We start from the raw sequence: 22,138 nt of genomic DNA, 5'->3' as shown, positions 1-22,138 counted from the left end.
TCAAGAGGTACGTAATGGAAGGGCAAGTGAAGCTGGACCGGATCGATATCAGCATTCTGGTTGAACTGCAAAAGGACGGCCGGATGACCAATGTCAGCCTCGCCGACGCCGTGGGCCTGTCTGCCAGCCCGTGTTTGCAACGGGTCAAGCGGTTGGAGTCGGCGGGGTATATTTCCAGCTACAAGGCGCACTTGAACCTGGCCAAGATTACCGATTCGGTCACGGTGTTCACCGAGATCACCCTCAGCGACCATAAGCGCGAAGACTTCGCCAAGTTCGAATCCAATATCCGCCTGGTAGACGAAGTGCTCGAATGCCACCTGATCAGCGGTGGTTACGACTACCTGGTGCGCTTCATGACCCGCAGCATCCAGCATTACCAGGAAGTGGTGGAGAGCCTGCTGGACAAGAACATTGGCATCTCCAAGTACTTCAGCTATATCGTCATCAAATCGCCCGTGCTCAAGGACGGCGTACCCCTGCGCAAACTGCTGCGCCACTGAATCTTTCGGTGATGGGCTCGGCGGCCGAGGTTACGACTAACCCCAGCCGCCGATGCTTGATCAGTGCAGGCTTAGTAGCGCATTTCCACCGCCACATAAGCCCCAATCCCATCCCCCGGATACAACGACGCCGTATCCTGCCCCTTCGCGTCATACAGCGGCTGCACCGCCGTCACGTACTTCTGATTGGTCAGGTTTTTCACATCCAGCGAGACCTTCCAGTCCTTGCTCGGCGTTTCATACCCCACGTTCGCCCCAAAGATGGTGTAGGAGGGCGCATAGAAGCTGTTGGCATAGTCCACCGCCGTACGCGAGGCCGACTGCACATTCACCCCGGTATAGAAGCCCGCCGGGTGCTGATACTGCACCTCGCCCTGATAGATATGCTTCGGAATCCCCGGCAGTTGGTTGTCGCCGAAGGTCGGGTCGTGCCGGTAGTAGAAGTCGTTGTAGGTATACACCTGGCGCAGGGTGACTTTTTCACCCGAGGTGTTTTCCCACAGGCGCGTATTCAGGCCGGCCTCGATGCCTTGGTGGATCGTCGGTGTGGCGTTGAATGCACCGGTGATTGCAACTGCGGTGGATGTCGCCGGAATGATCTGCACGTTGAGCAATTCATTTTTCACCCACGAACGGTAAAGCGCCAGGCTGCCGTCGAAGATGCCCGATGAACCCTTGATCCCGACTTCCACGGTATTGGCTTTCTGCTCAACCAGCGGCCTTACGTACGGCGAGGTCGGCCCGGAGCCGGAGTATTCCCACGACGCCGGTGGGTCGACGGAGCGGCTGACGTTGGCGAACACTTGCAGTTGCGGGGTGAACTCGTAACGCACGCCGACCCGCGGTGCCAGGCTCCAGTTGTCGTAGGTCACATCGCTCGGGTAAGTGGTGGTGTTGGCCACCTGGGCTTCCTTGACGTCGGCATGGCGGCGTACGTTGATCGCCGAGACGCCGCTGGTCAGCCACAGGCCGTCCACCAGTTCCAGGTCGTTGCCCACGGAGAATACGTGATCGAACGATGAGCTGTAGTCGACGAACTTGCGGGTCTGTTTGTTGGCGAAGGTGGAGTCGACCTGGCCCTTGAGGTGTTCGGTGGAGGTGAAGGCCAGGCTGGAGCGGCTTTCGTGGCCGAACAGGGTGTCGCGGCGGTCGTAGTTGATCACCGCGCTCAGGTCATGCCAGTCCCAGTAGCTGGGGTTGCTCGGGCTGTTCGGGCTGTTGTTGTGGGCGTACTGGTAGTAGACGAAGCCCACCGACAGGGTGGCGTCGTCCTCAAAGGTGTAGGTGGTCTTGCTGCCCAGCCATACGCTGCCGGGGCGACGGCTGCCGGCGCCGCTGCTTTCGGCGGTGGCACTGGCGCGGTCGGAGTGGTGCTTCACCGCATCCAGGGTGGTGGCGCTCGGGTCGTTGTGGAACTCGTCGCGGTAACGCAGCATCACCCGGGTTTCGAGTTGCGGGCTGAAGCGGTAGCCAAAGTTCGCCACTACGCCCTGGCTTTTCGACAGGCTGTAATCGCGGTAGCCATCGCTGCGGAAGTTGTCGGCATTCAGGTAGTAATCGAACGCGCCCTCGACGCCGCCGACGCTCAGGCTTTGCTTGTTGTAGCCGTAACTCCCGGTTTCCGCGCGCACCCGCAGCCCGGGCGCGGTGTAGCCAGTCTGGTTGACGAAGTTGATGGCGCCGCCAAGGCTCAGCGCGCCGTACTGGAAGGCGTTGGCACCGCGCAGGATCTCGGTGTAGTTCACCCCCGAGCCGTTGAGGAATTCGTAGGGTGTGCCGCCCGGGCCGGTGATCGGCAGGCCATCGAACAGGAACTTGATGCCCTCACGGAAATACCCCGGCGAGGTGTTGGCCCCCGAGCCACGGATGGAAATCTTGGCCGCGTCATTGCCACCGGTGGACTGCACGAATACACCCGGCTGATAGGCGAGGGTGTCCTGCAAGGTGGCGGTCCGTCCCTTGGCCACCTGCTCGCTGTCGACCACGCTGGTGCCGCCGGGCACCTCGGACAACTGACTCTTTGCCGCCTCAACGGGCGTGATTTTTTGTGCCTCTACCGTCACGGTCTTTAGCCGTGTACCGGTTGTCGGTGTGACCTCATCATCTGCCTGTGCGCTGGCGGAAAAGACCAGGGCCGAGCCCAGTCCAAACATCGCCAGCCAAGTTGCTTGCCGCACGGCAAGTGTCAACTTTTGCAACTCTCCCCGAAAGATTGGATCCATTAAGCGTGTTCCTTGTGAATAGATAAAGATAGCCCCAGCTTTCTATTCGAATAGTCATGCCTGTTTCGCTCTGAGCAGTTTCTATGCCAACGCTATTTGCCAAGGATTACGGGTGCTTAGTGGGAGGTAAGTGTTCTGCGGGATACTTTGTTTTGAATCACTGTTTGATTTTCAACAGTCAACTTTATTGGCCGGATTTACGGCAACTGTCGCGGACGCAACAGTTGATAAGCAGTGTGTAAGGCAGCCAACAACTCAAGGTCGTATAACGGGTATAACCATATAAGTGTTTGACAGGGTTGCGCCAGTTTTGTAAGGGTTTCGCGCTTGTTTTGTAGTCAGAATGGCGTTTCTGAAAGACTGGCATGCTCACTGCATTACACCCTGTAGTTGCAAACTTTCGGTGTTTATCGAGTTCCTCTAAGGAAGCATCATTGACAACCATTCTGAAACTGTCGGCGGTTATTTTACTGTCCCTGGCTATAAATGCCTGTTCACCTGCTGCGGCACCACAACATAAAACTTCGGCGGCCGATGGCGTCGTCACTAATGGTGTGGTGACTTATTCAGCGACGGACTTCTATGAGCCGTCACCGGGTCGCAGCGGTGGAACTTTGCGAGTATCCGCCGCCTCCGACGCCGGCAGTTTCGATGTTCACGCCTTATCCAATGGCAACATCCAATGGATGGGCCGAATTCTCTACGATTGCCTGGTGTATCAGGACGAGCAGGGCAATATCAGCCCATGGCTGGCCCGCTCCTGGGACATCTCCGAGGACGGCAAGACATACACCTTTCACCTGCGCGATGACGTGACCTTCAGCGACGGCGAGAAATTCAACGCCCAGGCGCTGCAAACCAACCTGGAACACATGCGCGATCCGGCCACCAAGTCCCCGCTTGCTGCGGCCTATATCGCGCCGTACCTGGACGGCAAGGTCATCGATGACTACACCTTCGAAGCCCACTTGCGCGAACCCTACACGCCCTTCCTTGACGTACTGGCGCAATCCTGGCTGAGCATGATCTCGCCAAAACAGATCCACGAAGCGCCTAAGACCATTGCCGAACATCCCATCGGCAGCGGCCCGTTCCTGTTGCAGAGCTACACCCGTGACCAGGGCGCGGTGTTCATCAAACGCCCCGGCTACAACTGGGCACCGCCGGTGACGCGGCACAAGGGTGAGGCCTACCTGGACCGTATCGAGTTGAGCTACGTCCCCGAAGCCATGATCCGCTTCACGGCGCTGGAGTCCGGCCAGTCGGATTTCGCCCTCGACGCACCGGCCCAGAACGCCGCCGCCATCCGCGCCAACCCGGACCTGGTGATGCGTAGCCGAATTCGCAAAGGCAACCCGAGCCGCAGCATGACCTTCAACGTTGAACAGCCACCGTTTGACGATGTACGCGTGCGCCGCGCAGTCGCCAAGGCCATCGACCGCGAAGGGCTGGCATGGATTTCCGGCTTCGGCGAATACATCGCCAAGGCGGATTTCCTGGCGGCCAACACCCGGTTTTATCAACCCAACAACGACGCCTTGGCCTACGACGTCAAAGCCGCCAATGCGCTGCTGGACGACGCCGGCTGGACCGGGCGCGACGCCCAGGGTTATCGAACCAAGGACGGGCAGCGCCTCAAGGCAACGATGCTGTCCTATGACAACCCGGCGTTTCCCGCCAGTGTCTCGGTGGCCATCCAGGCCGACCTGAAAAAAGTCGGCTTCGAGATGCCCATCGAAATGCTGCCGCTGACCCGCGTGACCGAGAAACGCTACGCCGGTAAGTTCCAGGCGCTGGCCGGCGGTTACTGGCACACCAACACGCCCGACGGCCTGTTTGTGCTCTATCACAGCCAAGCCATCAGCACCGACAAGATGATCGGCCAGAACGTCGGGCGCTTCCGCGATGCCGAGCTGGATCGGGTACTCAGCGCCGCCCGCCAGTCCCGCGACCCGGTTGAGTTGCAGGCGCTCTACGGCGAAGCGCAAAAGCGCCTGACCGAAACAGTCCCGGCGGTGCCTTCGGTGGAAAGCCAGGTGCTCACCGCGTACGGCCGGCAAGTCCAGGGCGTGATTTTTGATACCTCCCACAACGTACCGTTCTTCACCAGCATCTGGCTGGACCGGGGGCAACCATGAGCCTGTTCAAATCCATCGCCTGGCGCCTGCTGGCGGGCATCGGCGTGCTATGGGGCGCGGCGACGCTGACCTTTCTCGCGGTCAACTTCAGCGGCGGCGACACGGCGCTGGCGATCCTTGGCGGCCCAGACTCGATGCCCACACCGGAGCTGCTGGCCCGGGTGCGTGCCGAGTACGGCCTGGACCAACCGCTGCTCGTGCAATACGGCAATTACCTGGTACGCCTGGCCCATGGTGACCTCGGCGAGTCCTACCGCCTGCGCATCCCGGTGCAGCAGGCGATTGCCGAGCAGATCGGCGCAACCATTCAACTGTCCCTGAGCGCGGCGCTGCTGGCGGTGGTGTTGGCCCTTGTGTGCGCGATCCTCACCGCCAACCGTTCGCGTTGGGTGCGCTCAGTCGTTTCCGGCAGCGAGCTGGTGCTGTCGTCAGCGCCGTCCTTTGTTATCGGCATGCTGTTGTTGCTGGTGTTTTCGTTTCATTGGCACTGGTTGCCGCCGTCCGGTTCCGTGGGCTGGCGTTCGTTGATCCTGCCCTCGATTGCGCTGGCGTTGCCGGTAGCCGCGGTGCTGACCCAACTGCTGCGCCAGTCCCTGGAAGACACGCTCGAACAGCCCTTTATCGCCATGGCCCGCGCACGCGGCCTGTCCGAAACCGCTGTGCGCCTGCGCCATGCCTTGCGTCACGCGCTGGTGCCGTTGGTGACCCTGGCCGGGTTCGTGTTCGCGAGCCTGCTGGGCGGCGCGGTGGTGGTGGAATTGCTGTTTGCACGCCAGGGCATCGGGCGCTTGATGCTCGATGCCACCAGCAACAAAGACGTGCCGATGGTGCTGGGGGTGACCCTGCTCGCAGCCACGGTGTACGTGCTGGTGAACCTGGCCGTCGATTTGATCAACCGCTGGATTGACCCCCGGGCCAATCAAGCGTGAGTGTCTTTGAAGAAGGAAAAACCATGAGTGCTTCGATCCCCGCTGCGGTGAGTTATGCCGACTTGCACCAGCGTTTCGCCGACGTATTTGCACGGATAGCCGACACCGCCGTCGCCCGCGAGCAGCAACGCGAGCTGGCCCATGATGCGGTGGCGTGGCTGCGGGAGGCCGGCTTCGGTGCCCTACGCGTGCCCCTGGCCCAGGGCGGCCTGGGGGCGAGTTTGCCGCAGTTGTTTCGCCTGTTGATTGAACTGGGGGAGGCTGATTCAAACCTGCCGCAGATCGTGCGCGCGCATTTCGGTTTCGTCGAAGGCCGGCTTTCCAGCCGCGACAGCGAGTCCCAGGATTACTGGTTCGCCAAAGTCGTCGACGGCGAGCTGTGGGGCGCCGCCATGGCCGAGCGCACCGACACCACCCGCAACTCGGTGACCCTCAGCGCAGTCGACTCCGGCTGGCAACTGGACGGCGAGAAGTACTACTGCACCGGCACGCTGTACGCCAACTGGATCGCCGCCGTCGCCCTGGATGGCGAGGATTTTGTCAGCCTGGCGGTACGTACCGACGCGCCGGGTGTCACCGTCGAGGATGACTGGGATGGCTTTGGCCAGCGCCTCACCGGCAGCGGCACCACGCGCTTCAAGGCGGTCGATGTACCGGCGCAGCACATCGTGCGGCGCTTCAAGAAAGACGAACTGCGCGCCGAGTCCTACCTGAGCGCGTTCTACCAGTTGTTCCACCTGGCGACCCTGGCCGGCATCGCCAACGCCGTGCTGCGCGACGCCACCGAATTCGTCAAAGGCCGCACCCGCGCGTTTGGCGTGCCGGGGCAATCGAGCCCCAAGGATGATCCGCTGGTGCAGCGGGTGATCGGTCGCCTGTCGAGCCTGGCGTATGCCGCCCGCACCCAGGTGCTGGCTGTCGCCGAGGTGCTGCAAGAGGTGCACGAAGCGGAGCAGGGCGGCTACGCCAACGAACAGCATTACACCGAGGCTGAGATCCGCGCCTTTCAGGCCCAACAGATCGTGCTGGAACAAGTGCTGGAGGCCACCACGCTGCTGTTCGAAGTCGGCGGCGCCTCCGCCACCAGTGAGTCGCGACGTTTCGACCGGCATTGGCGCAACGCGCGCACCCTGGCCTCTCATAACCCGGCGATCTTTCGCGAACGGGCCTTGGGCAACTACTACCTCAACGACGTCACCCCGAATGCCGCCTGGCGCAGCCTGCAAACCGCCGACGCCGAGCAGCAGGCCGCCCGCGACGAAGCGAGTGCGGTATGAGCCTTCAACCCTTGAATAAAAAAGGATCACCCATGCGTTACCGCCAATTGGGCAACAGCGACATTCAAGTCAGTGTACTGGGCCTCGGCACCATGACCTGGGGCCACCAGAACACCGAAACCGATGCCCATCAGCAGATTGATTTGGCGCTGGCCGAAGGCATCAACTTCATCGACACCGCCGAGATGTACCCCACGCCCACCAAGGCTGAAACCTGGCGCACCACCGAGCGCTATATTGGCAGTTGGCTGGCGGCCAGTGGTCGCCGGGACGAGGTGATCCTGGCGAGCAAAATCGCCGGCCCGGCCCGTGACCCCAGCAGCCAGCAGCACATCCGCGACGGCCTCAGCCACCACGACCGGCGCAACATCGTCGAAGCCCTGGACGGCAGCCTCAAACGCCTGAACACCGACTACCTCGACCTCTACCAGCTGCACTGGCCCGACCGCACCACCAACATCTTCGGCCAGCGCGAATACCCCTATCAGGCAGACACCCAGAGCGTGGCCATCGAGGAAACCCTGGCGGTGCTGGCCGATCAGGTGAAGGCCGGCAAGGTGCGCCACATCGGCGTTTCCAACGAAACTCCATGGGGCGTGGCCGAGTTTCTCAAGCAAAGCGAACGCCTCGGCCTGCCGCGAATTGCCAGCGTGCAAAACCCCTACAGCCTGCTGAATCGCCTGTACGAGGGCGGCCTCTCGGAGTTCACCCACCGCGAAGGCGTCGGCCTGCTGGCGTACTCGCCGCTGGCCTTCGGTGCGCTCACCGGCAAATACCTGGGCGGCGCACGTCCCGAGGGTTCGCGGCTGTCGGCGGTGTACCGCACCTTCAACCGCTATGACAGTGCCTCGGCCCAGGAGGCCATCACCGGCTACGTGGAAATTGCACGGCAACACGGCCTCACCCCGGCCCAGTTGGCCCTGGCCTTCATCATCGACAAACCCTTTGTCACCAGCGCGCTCACCGGGCAAACCAGCCTGGCGCAATTGCGCGACAACCTCGGCGCGCTGGACGTGAGCCTCAGCGACGAGATCAAGGCGCAGGTCCAGGCCATCCACCAGCGCATTCCCAACCCTGCGCCCTAGAACGAGGAGCCTGGCATGACGCAAACCATTGAAACGTTGAGCGGCATTCGCCCGTTGCGTCTTGCCGGGCTGACCCGGCTGCGGCCGGGCCTATTGCTCGCCGGGGTGTTTGTTGCCCTGCTGCTGTTGGCCGCCGTTGTTCCGCAATGGCTGGCGCCCTATGACCCGCTGGAAGCGTCGGCGCGCCTGGCGTTCCAGGCGCCGAGCAACGTGTATTGGCTGGGCACCGATGAGAACGGGCGCGACGTGCTCAGCCGGTTGATTTATGGCGTGCGCTCGTCGCTGTTCATGGGCATCGCCGCTACGGCGCTGGGACTGGCCTGGGGCACCTTGCTCGGGTTGATCGCCGGGCTCGGTCCGCGTTGGCTGGATGGCGCCTTGATGCGCGGTATCGACGTGTTGCTGTCGTTTCCCGACCTGTTGTTGGCGCTGGTGATCATCACTTTTTTCGGCCAGGGCACGGCCAACCTGATTCTCGCCATAGGCATCGCCGGCGTGCCGCGTTATGCGCGGCTGGTGCGGGCGCAAACTCTCAATGTGCGCAACGCCGGCTACGTCGAATCCGCTGTCACCCTCGGCCAATCCCATCTGGCGGTGGTGCTGCGGCACATCCTGCCGAATGCGTTCAAGCCAGTGCTGATCCTCGCCACTATCGGCGTCGGTGGCGCGATCACCGCTGGCGCCGCCTTGAGCTTCCTCGGCTTTGGCGCACCGCCGCCGGCGCCGGAGTGGGGCGGGATGATGTCCATCGGGCGCAGCTTCCTGGCCAACGCGCCGTGGCTGGTGGCCTGGCCCGCCCTGATCATCACCCTGACCGTTGTCTCCATCAGTGCCATCGGCCGCGAACTCTTGCGCCGCAGCGAAGGAAAGCCCCTATGACGATGAACATCCATACCCTCGGCCCGCTGGTCGATATCCGCGACCTGACAGTGCGTTTCGGCCAGGCCGAGCCGGTGTTGCACGGCGTCAGTCTGCAGTTGCATCGCGGTGAATGCCTGGCGCTGGTGGGGGAATCGGGCTCCGGCAAAAGTGTCACCGCCCGCACCCTGGCCGGCCTCACCGGCAAGGACGCCCATGTCCATTCCGCCAAGCTGGCCTTCCAGGGCGTCGACCTGCGCCAGCTCAATGAGCGGGCCTGGCAGCAACTGCGCGGCGCAAGCATCGGCTTTGTGATGCAGGACGCACTCGGCGCGCTGGACCCGCTGCGCCGCGTCGGTGCCGAGATTGAAGAACCGTTGCACCTGCACACCGCATTGGGCCTGGAAGCCCGCCGCTTGCGGGTGCTGGAACTGCTGCGGGATGTCGGCGTGCCGGAACCGGAACTGCGCGCGAGCCAATACCCGTGGCAGCTCTCCGGCGGTTTGCGCCAGCGTGCGCTGATCGCCTCCGCCATTGCCTGCAATCCACGGCTGATCATTGCCGATGAGCCGACCACGGCACTGGATGCAACGGTGCAGGCCCAGGTCATCGCGCTGCTGGAAAGCCTGCGGGGTGAAGATAATGCGCTGCTGATGGTCAGCCATGACCTGTCGGTGGTCTCGCGCCTGGCGGACCGCGTGGCGGTGATGCGCCACGGGGTGATCGTGGAGGAGGGCAGCACCGAGCAGGTCCTGCAAGACCCGCGTCATCCGTATACGCAACTGCTGCTGCGGGCGGCCAAGGCCGTGCACTTCCAGCCCACACGCCGGTTGCTTACGGCAGTTGAACTGGAGCCTGCTCCCGAAGGCGAGGTGCTGCTCGAAGCGCGTGATCTCTCCAAAACCTTTGTCGGCCCCGACGGCAAAACCCGCACGGTGCTGAACCAGGTGTCGTTGCAGCTGCGCCGCGGCGAAACCCTGGGGGTAGTGGGTGAATCGGGCTGCGGCAAGACCACCTTGACCCGCCTGATACTTGGCCTGGAAACCGCCGATGCCGGCGAGGTATGGATCAAGGGCCAGCGCTGGTCCGACCTCGACACCCGGCAAAAACGCGAAGCCCGGCGTGTGGTGCAAGTGGTGTTCCAGGACCCCCTCAGCTCCTTCGACCCGCGCTACACCGTGCAGCGTGTACTGTTCGAAGCGCTGGTGGTGGCCGGCGTTCCTCGTCACATACGACGCGACCGTGCCTTGGAACTGCTGGAACTGGTGCGCCTCGATGCCAGCGCCTTGTCCCGCCGGCCCATCGAACTCTCCGGCGGCCAACGCCAGCGCATTGCGATTGCCCGGGCGTTGGCTTCCGAGCCACAAATCCTTATCTGCGATGAACCGGTCTCGGCGCTGGACGTGTCGGTACAGGCACAGATTCTGGAGCTGCTCGACGACCTCAAGCGCCGCCTTGGCCTGGCCTGCCTGTTCATCTCCCACGACCTGGGGGTGATCAACCACGTCAGCGAGCGCGTGCTGGTGATGAAGGCCGGCGAAGTGGTGGAGTCCGGCTCGGTACGCGCCGTGTTCGACCGCCCGGCCCATGCCTATACCCGCGCGCTGATCGACGCGATCCCGACCCTTGAAACCGACTACACGCCAGTCCCGTTCTACCTGAACGTAGCGATCTGACGTATTGGAAAACGTATCTACGAAAGGAGTGCTCCAGGTGCCCAAGCAACTGCACGTGAATTTGTTTGAGATGAACTGCGTCAGTCACATCGTTCATGGTTTGTGGGTGCACCCGGACAACAACCGGCACCGCTTCAACGACCTCGACTACTGGACCGAGCTGGCGCAGTTGCTGGAATACGGCACTTTTGACGGTGTGTTCCTGGCCGATGTGATCGGCACCTACGACCGTTTTCGCGATGGCCCTGAAACCTCGTTGCGTGAAGGCATGCAGATCCCCAGCAACGACCCGCTGCTGGTGATTCCGGCGATGGCGGGGGTGACTAAAAACCTCGGTTTTGGCGCGACTTTTTCCACCACTTACGAACCGCCGTTCGCCTTCGCCCGCCGCATGAGCACCCTCGATCACCTGACCAAGGGCCGGGTGGGCTGGAACATCGTCACCTCGTACTTGCCGAATGCGGCGCGCAACTTCGGGCACGACACTGAGGTGGTCCACGATCACCGTTACGAAATCGCCGACGAATATCTGGACGTGTTGTACAAACTTTGGGAGGGATCCTGGGACGACGACGCGGTGATTGTCGACCGCGAGCGCCGGATCTACACCGACCCGGACAAGGTGCGCTACATCAATCACGTGGGCGAGCACTTCAAGGTCGCCGGCCCGCACCTGTGCCAGCCTTCGCGGCAACGTACGCCGGTGTTGTTCCAGGCCACCGGGTCGCCGGCGGGCATCGAGTTTGCCGGGCGGCATGCTGAAGTGGTGTTTACCGGGGGCAATGATGCGCCGGCGGTGCGTGCGAATATCCAGGCGATGCGGCAGAAGGCGGTTGAGCATGATCGCGATCCGACGGGGTTGAAGTTTATTGTGATGGCTGGGGTGATCGTTGGGCGTACCGATGAGGAGGTCAGTGCCAAGCTCGACGGTTATCGCAAGCTGGTGAGTGTTGAGGCGTCGTTGGCTCACGGGCAGTCGGCGATCGATTTGACGGCGTATCCGCGGGATACCTTGATCAGTGATCTGGTAAGTCGGCAGGTCAAGGGGTGGGAGAGCTTGAGCCGGTATAGGTTGGATTCCACGGTGGGCGCGGTGTTGGCCCAGCTTGGCGGCTTCAACCGTGAGCGGTTTTTCGTTGCCGGTACACCTACGGTGGTGGCGGATGCGATTGAGAAATGGCTGGATGAGGATGGGATCGACGGGATTAACCTGAGGCAGTATCTGTCGTTCGAAACGGCGCGGGATTTTATTGAATTGGTGGTGCCGGAGTTGCGTCGTCGTGGGCGGTTTCGTGAGCGGTACAACGAGGGGGAGACGCTGCGGGAGCGGTTGTTTGGGGCTGGGCGGGCGCGGTTGCCGAGTGATCATTTTGGCGCGCGTTATCGGGATCCGACGGCGTTGCTTAAGCCGGCGTTGCCGTTGCGGTTTCCTGCGTGAGTGGTGTGCCTGAGGGGGTTCTGTATTTCAGGGCTGCCAGGGTGGAGGATGCGCCGCGGTTGGCGCACATTCATTTGCAGACCTGGCAGGCTGCGTACCGGGAGATTTTGTCCGAGCGTTTTCTTGCTGACCTGAACAGCGGTGTGTCGCAGCGCACGGCGTTTCTGGCCCAGGCCATAGCCGGTAGCACGTCGTCGGTGTGGGTGGTGGAGTTGGACGGGGAGCTTGTGGCGTGGGCGTCGTTTGGTAGCAGTCGGGATGTGGATGCATCGTCGATTACCGGGGAATTGCGGGCGCTCAATCTGTTGCCCGGCATTTGGGGGCAGGGGATTGGCACGCAGCTTTGGGGGCGGGTTCGGGAGCAGTTGATCGAAGCCGGTTTCATCAGTGCGACCGTTTGGGTGGTGCAGGGGAATCGGCGCGCTCTGGGTTTCTACCAGGCGCTTGGGTTTGTGGCTGAACCGCAGACTGAAAAGACCGTGGTGGAACATGATGAGCCGTTGCCGTTGGTGCGATATCGGGTGCCTTTGGTGGGTTCTGTGGAATGAGGTTTGAGTACATATCCGTTGCTGCGGTAACGGCTACCTATGGTTCCGCTCTTACAGCGGGTCACTTTTGGCAAACGCCCCAAAAGTAACCAAAAGGTCTTTGCCCCACCACTCGGTGCCTCGCCTAGGCTCGGCATGCCCGCACTCCGGCCCGGCTCCGCAGGCCGCCGCGACGGGCCATCCATGGCCCGGCGCGGCTAAATCGGCTTCCCTGCCGATTTACCCGCTCCACCGTGCCTACTTGCGGCCATCGTGGTTAACGGGGCCCGCAGATCAAGATCAAAAGCAGATCAAAAGCAGAGCACAGCGGCCTACCGGCCGGCTTGAGTGTTAGAAGCCAGATCAAAAGCCAGAGCGAATGCAGAGCTGCTTTTCTGTGGGAGCGGGCTTGCTCGCGAAAAACCTGAGACCGCCGCGTTGAATCAGGATGCCCCCGTCATCGTTAACCACCTTCGCGAGCAAGCCCGCTCCCACATTTGGACCGTGCCCGCTTTGGCTTCTGATCTTGCTGTTGCTTCACCACACTCAAGCCGGCCGGTAGGCCGCTGTGCTCTTGCTTTTGATCTTGATCTTAGGCGCCCCGTTAAACCACGCTGGCCGAACGCAGGCTTTGGAGCGTGGGTAACCTGGCAGGACGCCAGGTTAGCCGTCCTGGGCCAGGGATGGCCCATGACGGCGGCCCACGGTCCAAAGCCGGAGTGAGGGCACACCGAGCCTAGGCGAGGTGCCGAGTGGTGGGGCAAGAGCGTTTTGCTTACTTTTGCGCTGTTCAAAAGTGAGCCGCTGTAAGAGCGGAACCAATAGCGGCCGTTACCGCAGCAACGGATATGTACTCCCCCCAAGGCCAGATGTTGCCTGGCCAACAGTTGCCGCACACATTGTCGTTTTCAGCCATCACCTAAACCCCCAATGTCCCCTGTTTAGGGCCCCAAAAACCCGGCATGCCTTGTGCAATGACCCAGTTCCCGGACTTCAGGCCTCTCCAATCATGCAAGAACCCGCCCCTTACCCGCGACGATCCAGCCCGTTGCTGCTCATCGGCACCGCCACACTCTGCAGCCTGCTGCTCGGATGCGGCCAAAGCAGCTCCACCGTCACCCGCAGTGACCAACCAGTAAAGGGCGGCACCCTGGTCTACGCCACCGACCGCGAACCCACCTGCCTCGACCCCCACGTGGCCGGCGACATGCCCCAGGTGTTCGTCGCCCAGCAATACCTCGACTCCCTGGTCTCAATGGACACCGACGGCCGCATCGGCCCCTGGCTCGCCAAGACCTGGGAAGTATCCCCCGATGGCCTGACCTACACCTTCCACCTGCGCAACGACGTGCACTTCACCGACGGCACTCCGTTCAACGCCGCCGCCGTCAAGGCCAACCTCGACCACATGGCCAACCCCAAGACCCAATCCAGCACCGCAGGCGGCTACATCCGCCAATACCGCAGCACCGACGTGCTCGACGAATACACCGCAGTGGTGCACCTGGCCACGCCTTACGCCGCGTTCCTGGAAGTGTTGGCCCAAGGCTTCCTCGGCATCGAGTCCCCCACCGCACTGCTGCGCTCCCGCGACGTGAACTGCGAAAGCCCGGTCGGCAGCGGCCCGTTCAAGGTCGTGCGCTGGGACCGCCAAAGCCAGGTCGAACTGGTGCGCAACCCCGACTACAACTGGGCCCCACCCACCGCCAAACACCAAGGCCCGGCCTGGCTCGACCGGATCGTCTGGAAGTTCATCCAGGAACCGTCCGTACGCTTCGCCTCGTTGCAGGCCGGTGAGGTCGACGTGATCGAAGCGCTGCCGCCCGAATCCCACGAGGCCGCCCGGCGCAATCCGGACCTGACCCTGGTGATCGCCCAACGCCCCGGCAACCCCACCAACGGCACGCTGAACATCACCCGTGCGCCGTTCGATGACGTGCGGGTGCGCGAAGCCTTCGTGCGCAGCTCCGACATTGAGGGCGCGTTGAAGAGCGTGTACTTCAATGAGTTCCCCCGCGCCGGTGGGCCGTTGAGCCCGGCCACGCGCTTCTACAGCCCGGAGTTCCAGCACGCCCAGGATTACGACCCGGCCCGTGCCGCGCAGTTGCTCGACCAGGCCGGCTGGACCCAGCGCGACAGCGAGGGCTACCGCATCAAGGACGGCAAGCGCCTGCAAGTCCACGTGGTGATGGGCAACCGCACGCCACCGTCGGAATACACCTTGTGGGAGCAGGTGCAGGCTACCACCCGGCAGGTCGGCTTCGAGCTGGTCGTCGACCAGATGAGTGACGTGCAGGCCACCAAACGCCAGGCCGACTGGGACTACGACATTCGCCTCGGCTACTGGAACACCAACACCGCCGACGTGCTGCGGATCATCTTTGGCAGCGAGTTCATCCGTCCGGCAGGCGTCGGGGGTTACCACCAGAACACCGCAGGCTTCAGTGATCCAGCCTTCGACACGTTGATCCAGCAGGCCCTCACCACCCAGGACAGCGAGCAGCGCCGGGCCTTGTATTACCAGGCGCAGAAAATCGCTTCCAGCCAGTACCTGCAACTGACCACCTACCCGCAAAGCACGCGGCTGGGTATCTACAAGACCACCCAGGGCGTGCGGCTGGAGCCGTCGCTGGCGGTGACGTATCTCTATGACGCATGGGTGAACAAATGAGCAGTCCATCACTTGCCAACCCTCGCCACGAGCGCCTGGCCCGGCTCGGCAAACGTGCGCTGTGGCGCCTTGCCGGCGGCGTGCTGGTGCTCTGGGCGGTGGCCACGCTGACTTTCTTTGCCTTGCGCCTGATGCCCGGCGATCCGGTGCTGGCGATCCTCGGCGGCCCGAGTGGCAACCCCACTGCTGAAACCATCGCTGAAGCCACCCGCGAATACGGCCTCGACAAGCCTTTGGCGGTGCAATACGCGCTGTACCTCGGGCGGTTGGTGCAGGGTGATTTGGGGGTTTCCTATTCCCAGCATCTGCCGGTAACCCGCGTCCTCGCGGAGCAATCCTGGCCGACCCTGGAACTGACCCTGACCTCTCTCGCGCTGGCCTGGGTTCTGGTGTTGGCGCTGACGGTGCTGACCGCCGGGCGCCGCCGTTGGGTTGCCAGCCTGGCCTCGCTCGCCGAAACCCTGGCCGCCGCATTGCCGCACTTCTGGCTGGGGATTCTGTTGCTGGCGGTGTTTGCGTTCGGCCTGCGGCTGTTCCCGCCGGCGGGCAGTGATGGCTGGCGCACCCTGGTGTTGCCGTCGTTCGCCCTGGCGATTCCGCTGGCCGGGTTTATCGCCCAGGTCACCCGCGAATCCCTGGACCTGACCCTCGACCAACCCTTCATCCTGACCGCCCGCACCCGTGGCTTGAGTGACTTCAACGTGCGCTTCAAGCATGCGTTGCGCCATGCCGTATTGCCGGGCATCTCGCTGTCGGGCTGGGCCATCGGCGCGCTGATCAGCGGCGCGGTGGTGATCGAAGTGATCTTTTCCCGCAAGGGCCTCGGCCGCCAGTTGTACCAGGCGGTGCAGGCACAGGACCTACCGCTGACCATTGGCATCAGCCTGGTGGTCGCCGCCGGTTACGTGCTCGTCAACATCCTGGTCGACCTGCTGTACCTGTGGGTCGACCCTCGCCAACAGGAGCTTCCAGCATGAGCGGCCTGACCCTGGAAACACCGCTGCCCGCGCTGCGGATTCAGCGCACCACTCGCACGCTGCGCCTCGGCCCGCTGTTGGCGATTACCTTTCTGTTACTGGTGATCGTCGCGGCACTGGTGCCGCAGTTGTTCGCCTACAGCGACCCGCTGGCCATCGTGCCCCGCGATGCGTTTCATTCGCCGAGCCTGGCCCACTGGTTCGGCACCGATCAGTCGGGGCGGGATATCTTTTCACGGGTGATCTACGGCACCCGGCAGTCGTTGTTCATCGGTCTGGCAGCCACGGCGATTGCCATGAGTATCGCCATCGTTCTCGGTCTGCTGGGGGGCCTTGGCGGCGCGCGGGTGGACCGTGGCGTGGGTTGGTTGCTGGAAGTACTGTTTGCGTTTCCGAGCCTGATCCTGGCGCTGCTGTTCGTGGCGATCTTCGGCAGCGGCATCGGCCCGCTGATCGTCGCCACCGGGCTTGGCAGTGCGCCGGGTTACGCACGCATGGTCCGTGGCCAGGTGCTGGCGGTGCGTAACGCGGGCTACATCGAAGCCGCCCGGGCTCTTGGGCATCCGCCGCTGCGCATCATCCTGCGCCAGTTGCTGCCGAACGCCATGCGTCCGCTGATCGTGACCCTGACCATGGGCGTGGGCCAGGCAATTGTCTGGGCCTCGGCCCTGAGCTTTCTCGGGTTGGGCGCCCGCCCGCCGGCGCCGGAGTGGGGGACCATGTTGTCCATGGGCCGCGACTTTATCGCCAACGCCTGGTGGCTGACGTTCTTCCCCGGCCTGTTCATCGTACTCACCACCCTGTCGACCACGGTCACTGGCCGTTACCTGCAACAACGCCTGGAGGGCCGTCTTTCATGAGCGACCAGAAACGCTTGATCGTTGAAGGCCTGTCCATCGAGTTTGCCGGGCAGTCTGTCGTACGCAATTTGTCTTTCACCCTGGAGCCGGGCAAGACCCTGGCGTTGGTGGGGGAGTCCGGTTCCGGCAAAAGCGTCACCGCCCGCAGCCTGATCGGCCTGGCCGGCGCGGGCGCCAAGGTCACGGCGCGCACCTTGAGTTATGACGGCGTGGATTTGCTCAGTCTGTCGGAGCGTGGCTGGCGCCGTTTGCGTGGCAATGGCATCGGCTTTGTATTGCAGGACGCGCTGGTGTCCCTCGACCCGTTGCGGCCGGTGGGCAAGGAGATTCTCGAGGTGCTCGAGACCCATCGCTGGGGCGACCGTCGCAGCCGTGGCGAACGGGTCATCGAGCTGCTGGACCTGGTGGGCGTACCCGAACCGCAACTGCGTGCCCGCCAGCGTCCCGATCAACTCTCCGGCGGCCTGCGCCAGCGTGCGCTGATCGCCAGTGCACTCGCGCTGAACCCTGGCCTGGTGATCGCCGATGAGCCGACCACCGCGCTGGATGCCACGGTGCAGGCGCAGATCCTGCAAGTGTTGCAGCAGATCAAGGCCCGTGGCGATTCGCTGCTGATCATCAGCCATGACCTGGCGGTGGTTGCGCAATTGGCGGATGAGGTGCTGGTACTGCGCCACGGTGAAGTGGTGGAGCAGGGCCCGATGGATCAGGTGCTGCTCAATCCCCGCCACGCCTACACACGCTCGCTGCTGGATGCGGTGCCCGCCGAACATGCCCGTGGCACACGCTTGTCGCCGGAGCGCAGCAACGCTGTGGCGCAACCACGGCCGGGCGCGGATTCGCCGGTGTTACTCAAGGCTTCCGGCCTGGGCAAACGGTATGTCGGCCCCGATCAACAGTCACGCCAGGTAGTGGACGGCGTCAGCTTCGAGCTGCGCGCCGGCCGTACGTTGGGCATCGTCGGTGAATCCGGCTCGGGCAAAACCACGGTGGCGCGCATCGCCCTCGGGCTGCTGCAACCGGATGCAGGCGAGGTGCGTTTTCTCGACCAGCCATGGGTCGCGGCAGGCACCCATCGGGTCGAGGAGAAGACCCGACGCCTGCATCGCCGCGACATCAGCGTGATCTACCAAGACCCGCTGAGTTCGTTCGATCCGCGCTGGACGGTGGGGCAGATTCTCGGTGATGCATTGGACGTCGCCGGGATCGTCCCGGAACAACAGGCCGCCCGCGTGACACAGTTGCTCGACCAGGTACGCCTGGCGCCGCAATTGGCCGAGCGTCGACCGTTGCAACTGTCGGGCGGGCAGCGCCAGCGCGTGGCAATTGCCCGGGCGATTGCCAGCAACCCCAAGGTGATTATCTGTGACGAGCCGGTGTCGGCGCTGGACGTGTCGGTGCAGGCCCAGGTCCTGGATTTGCTGGCTGACCTGCAAGCCTCGCTGGGCCTGGCCTACCTGTTTATTTCCCACGACCTCGGGGTGATCCGCCACGTCAGCGACGAGGTGCTGGTGATGCGCCACGGCCAGGTAGTGGAAAGCGCCAGCGTCGAGACGTTGTTTGAATCCCCCCAACACGAATACACCCAACGCCTGTTGGGCGCCGTGCCGCGCCTGCCCGGCAGCGGTATGCAGCTGGTGGTGCCGGCCCTGGAGCCGGAAAACCCCGGCTGGCTGTTTGATGAATCGCGCCTGTGGAAAATCGCCATCTAGACCTGAATCAAGGAAGTGCCATGAGCAAGTTGTCTGCTGTACCCACGCCGCCGGTTGTGACGGTGGCCGAATTGAACGCCCGTGCCGACCGCATCCTGCCGCAGATTGCCGCCGGCGCTGCGCAACGCGAACGCGACCGCCAACTGCCGTATGAGGCCGTGGCGCAGATCGCCAAGGCCGGGTTGTTTACCGTGCGGATTCCCAAGCGGTTTGGCGGCGCCGGTGGTTCGGTCAAGGACGTGATTGCCTTGCTGATTCGCATCGCTTCGGCCGACTCCAACGTGGCCCAGGCCCTGCGTCCCGGTTTCGGGTTTATCGAAGGTTTGCTGGCGTCCCGCGCCGAAGGGGCGGAAGAGGAGCGCGAGCGTTGGTTCGAGCGCTACCTGCAAGGCGCAGTGATCGGCAATGCCGGTTGGGAAGTTGGCGGCGCCAACGGTTCCATCAGTGCGCGCATCGTGCGTGACGGCGAGCACTTTCGCGCTTCCGGCAGCAAGTACTACAGCACCGGTTCGTTGTATGCCGATTGGGTCAGCGCCGTCGCCCTGGACGAGAATGATCAGCCCGTCTCCTTCATCCTGCCCCGCGACCGCCAGGGCCTGGAGTTGCTGGATGATTTCGACGCCATGGGCCAGCGCCTGACGGCCAGCGGCACCACCCATCTGCATGATGTGCAAGTGTTGGCCAGCGAGATCCGCACCCGCACCGTCGAAGAGGGCAAGCGCACGATTGTCACGCCGTTCCTGCAAGTATTCCTCGCGGCGGTGCAGGCCGGTATTGCGCGCAATGCGCTGAACGATGCGGTGAGCTTTGCCAAGGAACATGCACGGCCGATCAAGCACAGCAGCGCCACGCGCTCGGTGGATGATCCGTATGTAGAACTGAGTGTGGGCGACGTCTCGGCCCGGGCCTTTACCGCCGAAGCGGTGGTACTGCACGCGGCGGACTCCATCGACCATGCCTGGGCTGCGGATCTTGATGCGGTGGCGGTCGACCAGGCGGCAGTGGATGTGGCCCAGGCGCAATACATCGCGGCGGAATCGGCACTCAAGGCCGCCGAGTTGGTGTTCGACGTCGGTGGCGCGTCCACCACCGGCCGCGCCCACAACCTGGACCGGCACTGGCGCAACGCGCGCACCGTGGCCAACCACAATCCCCGGCACTGGAAAGCCGCGGCCGTGGGCGCCTGGCAACTCAAGGGCACGCCGCCTCCGACCTCGGGGCTGTTTTGAACAAAGCCCTCGACCTTTCACACCCCTTGGGCGAGGTGGGCACCGGGCACGCGCGCCGGGTGCCGATGATCATCGGCTGTGCGCTGTTCATGGAACTGATCGACGCCACGGCAGTGCTCACGGCGCTGCCGCAGATGGCCCAGGATTTCGGCGAGCCCAGCGTGCGCATGAACCTGGTGGTGTCGCTGTACCTGCTGGCGGTGGCGCTGTTCGTGCCGGTGAGCGGTTGGGCAGCCGACCGGTTCGGGCCGCGTCGGGTATTTATCAGTGCGATCGTGCTGTTCACTTTGGCGTCGGTGGCCTGTGCCTGCTCGGGCTCGTTGCTGCAGTTGTCCCTGGCGCGTTTGGCCCAGGGCGCGGCGGGCGCCATGATGGTGCCGGTGGGGCAGGTGATCCTGCTGCGCTGGTCGGCGCGGGAAAACCTGCTGCGTGCCATGTCGTACCTGACGGTGGCGGCGCTGGTGGGGCCGCTGCTGGGGCCTCCGTTGGGCGGGCTGCTGGTGACGGTGTTGTCGTGGCACTGGATCTTCCTGATCAACCTGCCGATCGGCGTGCTCGGGGTGATGCTGGTGCTGCGCTACATCCCGGATTATTCCGGGGCGCCCGGCCAGCCACTGGACGTTCCCGGCCTGTTGCTCAGCGGTGTGGCGCTGGGCGGGCTGGTGTTCGGTTTCGAGGTGCTCGGCCACGGCCTGTTGCCGCGCCAGTGGGCGTTGCTGCTGATTGGCGGAGGGTTGTTGAGTGCCTGGCTGTATGTCCGGCATGCGCGGCGGACGGCGCACCCGTTGATCGATTTTTCATTGTTGAAAATACCGACCTTCGCCGTGAGCTTCTGGGGCGGCAACCTGATGCGCATCGGCAGTGCGTCACAGCCGTTTTTGCTGGTGCTGCTGTTTCAGCTGTGTTTCGGGCTTAACCCGTTGCAGGCCGGGCTGCTGAGCGTGGCCGGTGGTGTGGGCGCGTTCCTGATGAAGATGCTGGCGGTACGGATTGTCAGCCGCTTCGGCTTCCGCCGCACCTTGATCAGCAATGCCGTGCTCACTGGTGCAACCATCCTGGCGTGCAGCCTGTTCGAGGTGTCAACGCCTTACTGGATTGTGGTACTGGTGTTGTTCGGCAGCGGGATCATTCGCTCGCTGCAATTCAGCACCCTGGGGGCATTGACCTATGCCGACGTGCCGCCGGAGCAATCCAGCCGTGCCAGCAGCCTGTCGGCGATGACCATTCAACTGACCTTGAGTTTGTCGGTGGGCATCGCAGCGGCGTTGCTCGGTTTGATCATGGCCGTGCGTGGGCATGCCATCGTCGAACAAAGCGATATCGCCTGGATCATGGCGGGTGCCGGATTGCTGTGTGGATTATCGGGGCTGGTTTATCGCAGGCTGTCGCCGCAGGCGGGCTCGGCGATTTATGCAAAACGCGCAGAGGGTATTGGATGATTCGTGCAGCACGTATCGATGACGCAGGTGACATTGCCTGGGTGCATATTCGTAGTTGGCAGCAGGCTTATCGTGAGCTGATGCCTGGGGATTACCTGACTTCGCTGGAGGCGACCCAGCCCACGCGCGAAGCATTTTGGCGACAGTCGATTGAGCAGGGAAACGAAGCCGTATTTGTCGCGCAGGTCGATGGGCATGTGGTGGGCTGGATTGTCGTCAGCCCGAGCCGTGATGAGGATGCCAATCCAGGTGAAACCGGTGAAGTGCAGGCGCTGTATGTGCTGGCCGAGCATTGGGGAACCGGGGTGGGCAGGGCGCTCTGGCTCAGGGGCCTGGAATATCTTGCAAGCCTGGGCCTGGAGACGGCGACGTTGTGGGTGCTGGCTGAAAACCGGCGGGCAGTGCGCTTTTACCAAAATGCAGGATGGATAGCGCAGCCCGAATCAAGCCGCACCCTTACCCGGGGCGGCCGTGAGCTGGAGGAAATCCGCTACCAATCCCAAAAGTGACGCTGAACCTGTGGCGAGGGAGCTTGCTCCCGCTGGCCTGCGCAGCAGGCCCATCTTTTAGAGCCGCTTCGCGCCCCAGCGGGAGCAA

The 22,138-nt window shown here is 63.2% G+C and carries 17 protein-coding genes; 16 read left to right on the top strand and 1 reads right to left on the bottom strand.

Annotation, left to right across the window (positions count from 1 at the left end; all coding sequences use genetic code 11):
• The first annotated feature begins 14 nt into the window (after positions 1–14).
• Positions 15–503: an Lrp/AsnC family transcriptional regulator gene (locus HBJ59_RS24740; RefSeq protein ID WP_010449292.1), complete on the top strand. Its 489-nt coding sequence runs from the start codon at positions 15–17 to the stop codon at positions 501–503.
• 71 nt (positions 504–574) lie between these two features.
• Here the strand turns inward: HBJ59_RS24740 and HBJ59_RS24735 are convergent, their stop codons facing one another.
• Positions 575–2,725 (bottom strand): TonB-dependent receptor, encoded by a 2,151-nt coding sequence (locus tag HBJ59_RS24735; protein ID WP_076014581.1) that lies wholly within the window; start codon positions 2,723–2,725, stop codon positions 575–577.
• A 434-nt stretch (positions 2,726–3,159) separates the two neighbouring features.
• On the opposite strand from HBJ59_RS24735, the gene HBJ59_RS24730 reads away from it, so the two are divergent.
• From HBJ59_RS24730 to HBJ59_RS24660, 15 genes are all read left to right on the top strand, one after another.
• Positions 3,160–4,863 carry an ABC transporter substrate-binding protein gene (locus HBJ59_RS24730; RefSeq protein WP_167665058.1) on the top strand — a complete coding sequence of 568 codons (1,704 nt, stop codon included), beginning with the start codon at positions 3,160–3,162 and terminating at the stop codon, positions 4,861–4,863.
• The gene (locus HBJ59_RS24725) at positions 4,860–5,792 is read left to right on the top strand and encodes an ABC transporter permease (RefSeq protein WP_076014579.1); all 933 of its coding nucleotides are present in this window, start codon (positions 4,860–4,862) and stop codon (positions 5,790–5,792) included. The genes HBJ59_RS24730 and HBJ59_RS24725 overlap by 4 nt, the downstream gene beginning before the upstream one ends.
• Before the next feature lie 23 nt (positions 5,793–5,815).
• Positions 5,816–7,069 carry an acyl-CoA dehydrogenase family protein gene (locus HBJ59_RS24720; RefSeq protein ID WP_167665057.1) on the top strand — a complete coding sequence of 418 codons (1,254 nt, stop codon included), beginning with the start codon at positions 5,816–5,818 and terminating at the stop codon, positions 7,067–7,069.
• Positions 7,070–7,101: 32 nt separating this feature from the next.
• Entirely contained in the window at positions 7,102–8,154 is a 1,053-nt protein-coding gene (locus HBJ59_RS24715) for an NADP(H)-dependent aldo-keto reductase (protein WP_167665056.1), read from the top strand.
• 15 nt (positions 8,155–8,169) lie between these two features.
• Positions 8,170–9,033 carry an ABC transporter permease gene (locus HBJ59_RS24710; RefSeq protein WP_063031624.1) on the top strand — a complete coding sequence of 288 codons (864 nt, stop codon included), beginning with the start codon at positions 8,170–8,172 and terminating at the stop codon, positions 9,031–9,033.
• Positions 9,030–10,688 carry an ABC transporter ATP-binding protein gene (locus HBJ59_RS24705; protein ID WP_167665055.1) on the top strand — a complete coding sequence of 553 codons (1,659 nt, stop codon included), beginning with the start codon at positions 9,030–9,032 and terminating at the stop codon, positions 10,686–10,688. Before HBJ59_RS24710 ends, HBJ59_RS24705 begins: the two co-directional genes overlap by 4 nt.
• Before the next feature lie 37 nt (positions 10,689–10,725).
• On the top strand, positions 10,726–12,126 hold the full coding sequence (locus tag HBJ59_RS24700) for an LLM class flavin-dependent oxidoreductase (protein ID WP_167665054.1): 1,401 nt from the start codon (positions 10,726–10,728) through the stop codon (positions 12,124–12,126).
• A 59-nt stretch (positions 12,127–12,185) separates the two neighbouring features.
• A complete protein-coding gene (locus HBJ59_RS24695) occupies positions 12,186–12,674 on the top strand; it encodes a GNAT family N-acetyltransferase (protein ID WP_076014574.1) in 489 nt (162 codons plus the stop codon).
• 988 nt (positions 12,675–13,662) lie between these two features.
• Positions 13,663–15,324, top strand: a complete 1,662-nt coding sequence (locus HBJ59_RS24690; RefSeq protein ID WP_167665053.1) for an ABC transporter substrate-binding protein — start codon at positions 13,663–13,665, stop codon at positions 15,322–15,324.
• On the top strand, positions 15,321–16,301 hold the full coding sequence (locus tag HBJ59_RS24685) for an ABC transporter permease (RefSeq protein ID WP_167665052.1): 981 nt from the start codon (positions 15,321–15,323) through the stop codon (positions 16,299–16,301). Before HBJ59_RS24690 ends, HBJ59_RS24685 begins: the two co-directional genes overlap by 4 nt.
• A complete protein-coding gene (locus tag HBJ59_RS24680; protein ID WP_076016009.1) occupies positions 16,298–17,161 on the top strand; it encodes an ABC transporter permease in 864 nt (287 codons plus the stop codon). Before HBJ59_RS24685 ends, HBJ59_RS24680 begins: the two co-directional genes overlap by 4 nt.
• Complete coding sequence (locus HBJ59_RS24675; protein WP_167665051.1) at positions 17,158–18,873, top strand: ABC transporter ATP-binding protein; 1,716 nt, start codon at positions 17,158–17,160, stop codon at positions 18,871–18,873. The genes HBJ59_RS24680 and HBJ59_RS24675 overlap by 4 nt, the downstream gene beginning before the upstream one ends.
• Before the next feature lie 20 nt (positions 18,874–18,893).
• A complete protein-coding gene (locus tag HBJ59_RS24670; RefSeq protein WP_167665050.1) occupies positions 18,894–20,102 on the top strand; it encodes an acyl-CoA dehydrogenase family protein in 1,209 nt (402 codons plus the stop codon).
• Positions 20,099–21,541, top strand: a complete 1,443-nt coding sequence (locus tag HBJ59_RS24665) for an MFS transporter (protein ID WP_076016012.1) — start codon at positions 20,099–20,101, stop codon at positions 21,539–21,541. The genes HBJ59_RS24670 and HBJ59_RS24665 overlap by 4 nt, the downstream gene beginning before the upstream one ends.
• A complete protein-coding gene (locus tag HBJ59_RS24660) occupies positions 21,538–22,050 on the top strand; it encodes a GNAT family N-acetyltransferase (RefSeq protein WP_167665049.1) in 513 nt (170 codons plus the stop codon). Before HBJ59_RS24665 ends, HBJ59_RS24660 begins: the two co-directional genes overlap by 4 nt.
• Positions 22,051–22,138: the final 88 nt, after the last annotated feature.

The sequence above is a fragment of the Pseudomonas sp. AN3A02 genome, from assembly GCF_011765255.1.
Lineage (GTDB): Bacteria > Pseudomonadota > Gammaproteobacteria > Pseudomonadales > Pseudomonadaceae > Aquipseudomonas.
The sequence above is the reverse complement of the archived record's forward strand: the minus strand, read 5'-3'. Positions and strand labels throughout refer to the sequence as shown.

Coding starts and splice junctions, on each gene's coding strand:
- HBJ59_RS24670 (WP_167665050.1), top strand. CDS start 18,894: ATGAGCAAGTTGTCTGCTGTACCCACGCCGCCGGTTGTGACGGTGGCC.
- HBJ59_RS24725 (WP_076014579.1), top strand. CDS start 4,860: ATGAGCCTGTTCAAATCCATCGCCTGGCGCCTGCTGGCGGGCATCGGC.
- HBJ59_RS24710 (WP_063031624.1), top strand. CDS start 8,170: ATGACGCAAACCATTGAAACGTTGAGCGGCATTCGCCCGTTGCGTCTT.
- HBJ59_RS24660 (WP_167665049.1), top strand. CDS start 21,538: ATGATTCGTGCAGCACGTATCGATGACGCAGGTGACATTGCCTGGGTG.
- HBJ59_RS24680 (WP_076016009.1), top strand. CDS start 16,298: ATGAGCGGCCTGACCCTGGAAACACCGCTGCCCGCGCTGCGGATTCAG.
- HBJ59_RS24735 (WP_076014581.1), bottom strand. CDS start 2,725: ATGGATCCAATCTTTCGGGGAGAGTTGCAAAAGTTGACACTTGCCGTG.
- HBJ59_RS24705 (WP_167665055.1), top strand. CDS start 9,030: ATGACGATGAACATCCATACCCTCGGCCCGCTGGTCGATATCCGCGAC.
- HBJ59_RS24685 (WP_167665052.1), top strand. CDS start 15,321: ATGAGCAGTCCATCACTTGCCAACCCTCGCCACGAGCGCCTGGCCCGG.
- HBJ59_RS24740 (WP_010449292.1), top strand. CDS start 15: ATGGAAGGGCAAGTGAAGCTGGACCGGATCGATATCAGCATTCTGGTT.
- HBJ59_RS24690 (WP_167665053.1), top strand. CDS start 13,663: ATGCAAGAACCCGCCCCTTACCCGCGACGATCCAGCCCGTTGCTGCTC.
- HBJ59_RS24675 (WP_167665051.1), top strand. CDS start 17,158: ATGAGCGACCAGAAACGCTTGATCGTTGAAGGCCTGTCCATCGAGTTT.
- HBJ59_RS24715 (WP_167665056.1), top strand. CDS start 7,102: ATGCGTTACCGCCAATTGGGCAACAGCGACATTCAAGTCAGTGTACTG.
- HBJ59_RS24720 (WP_167665057.1), top strand. CDS start 5,816: ATGAGTGCTTCGATCCCCGCTGCGGTGAGTTATGCCGACTTGCACCAG.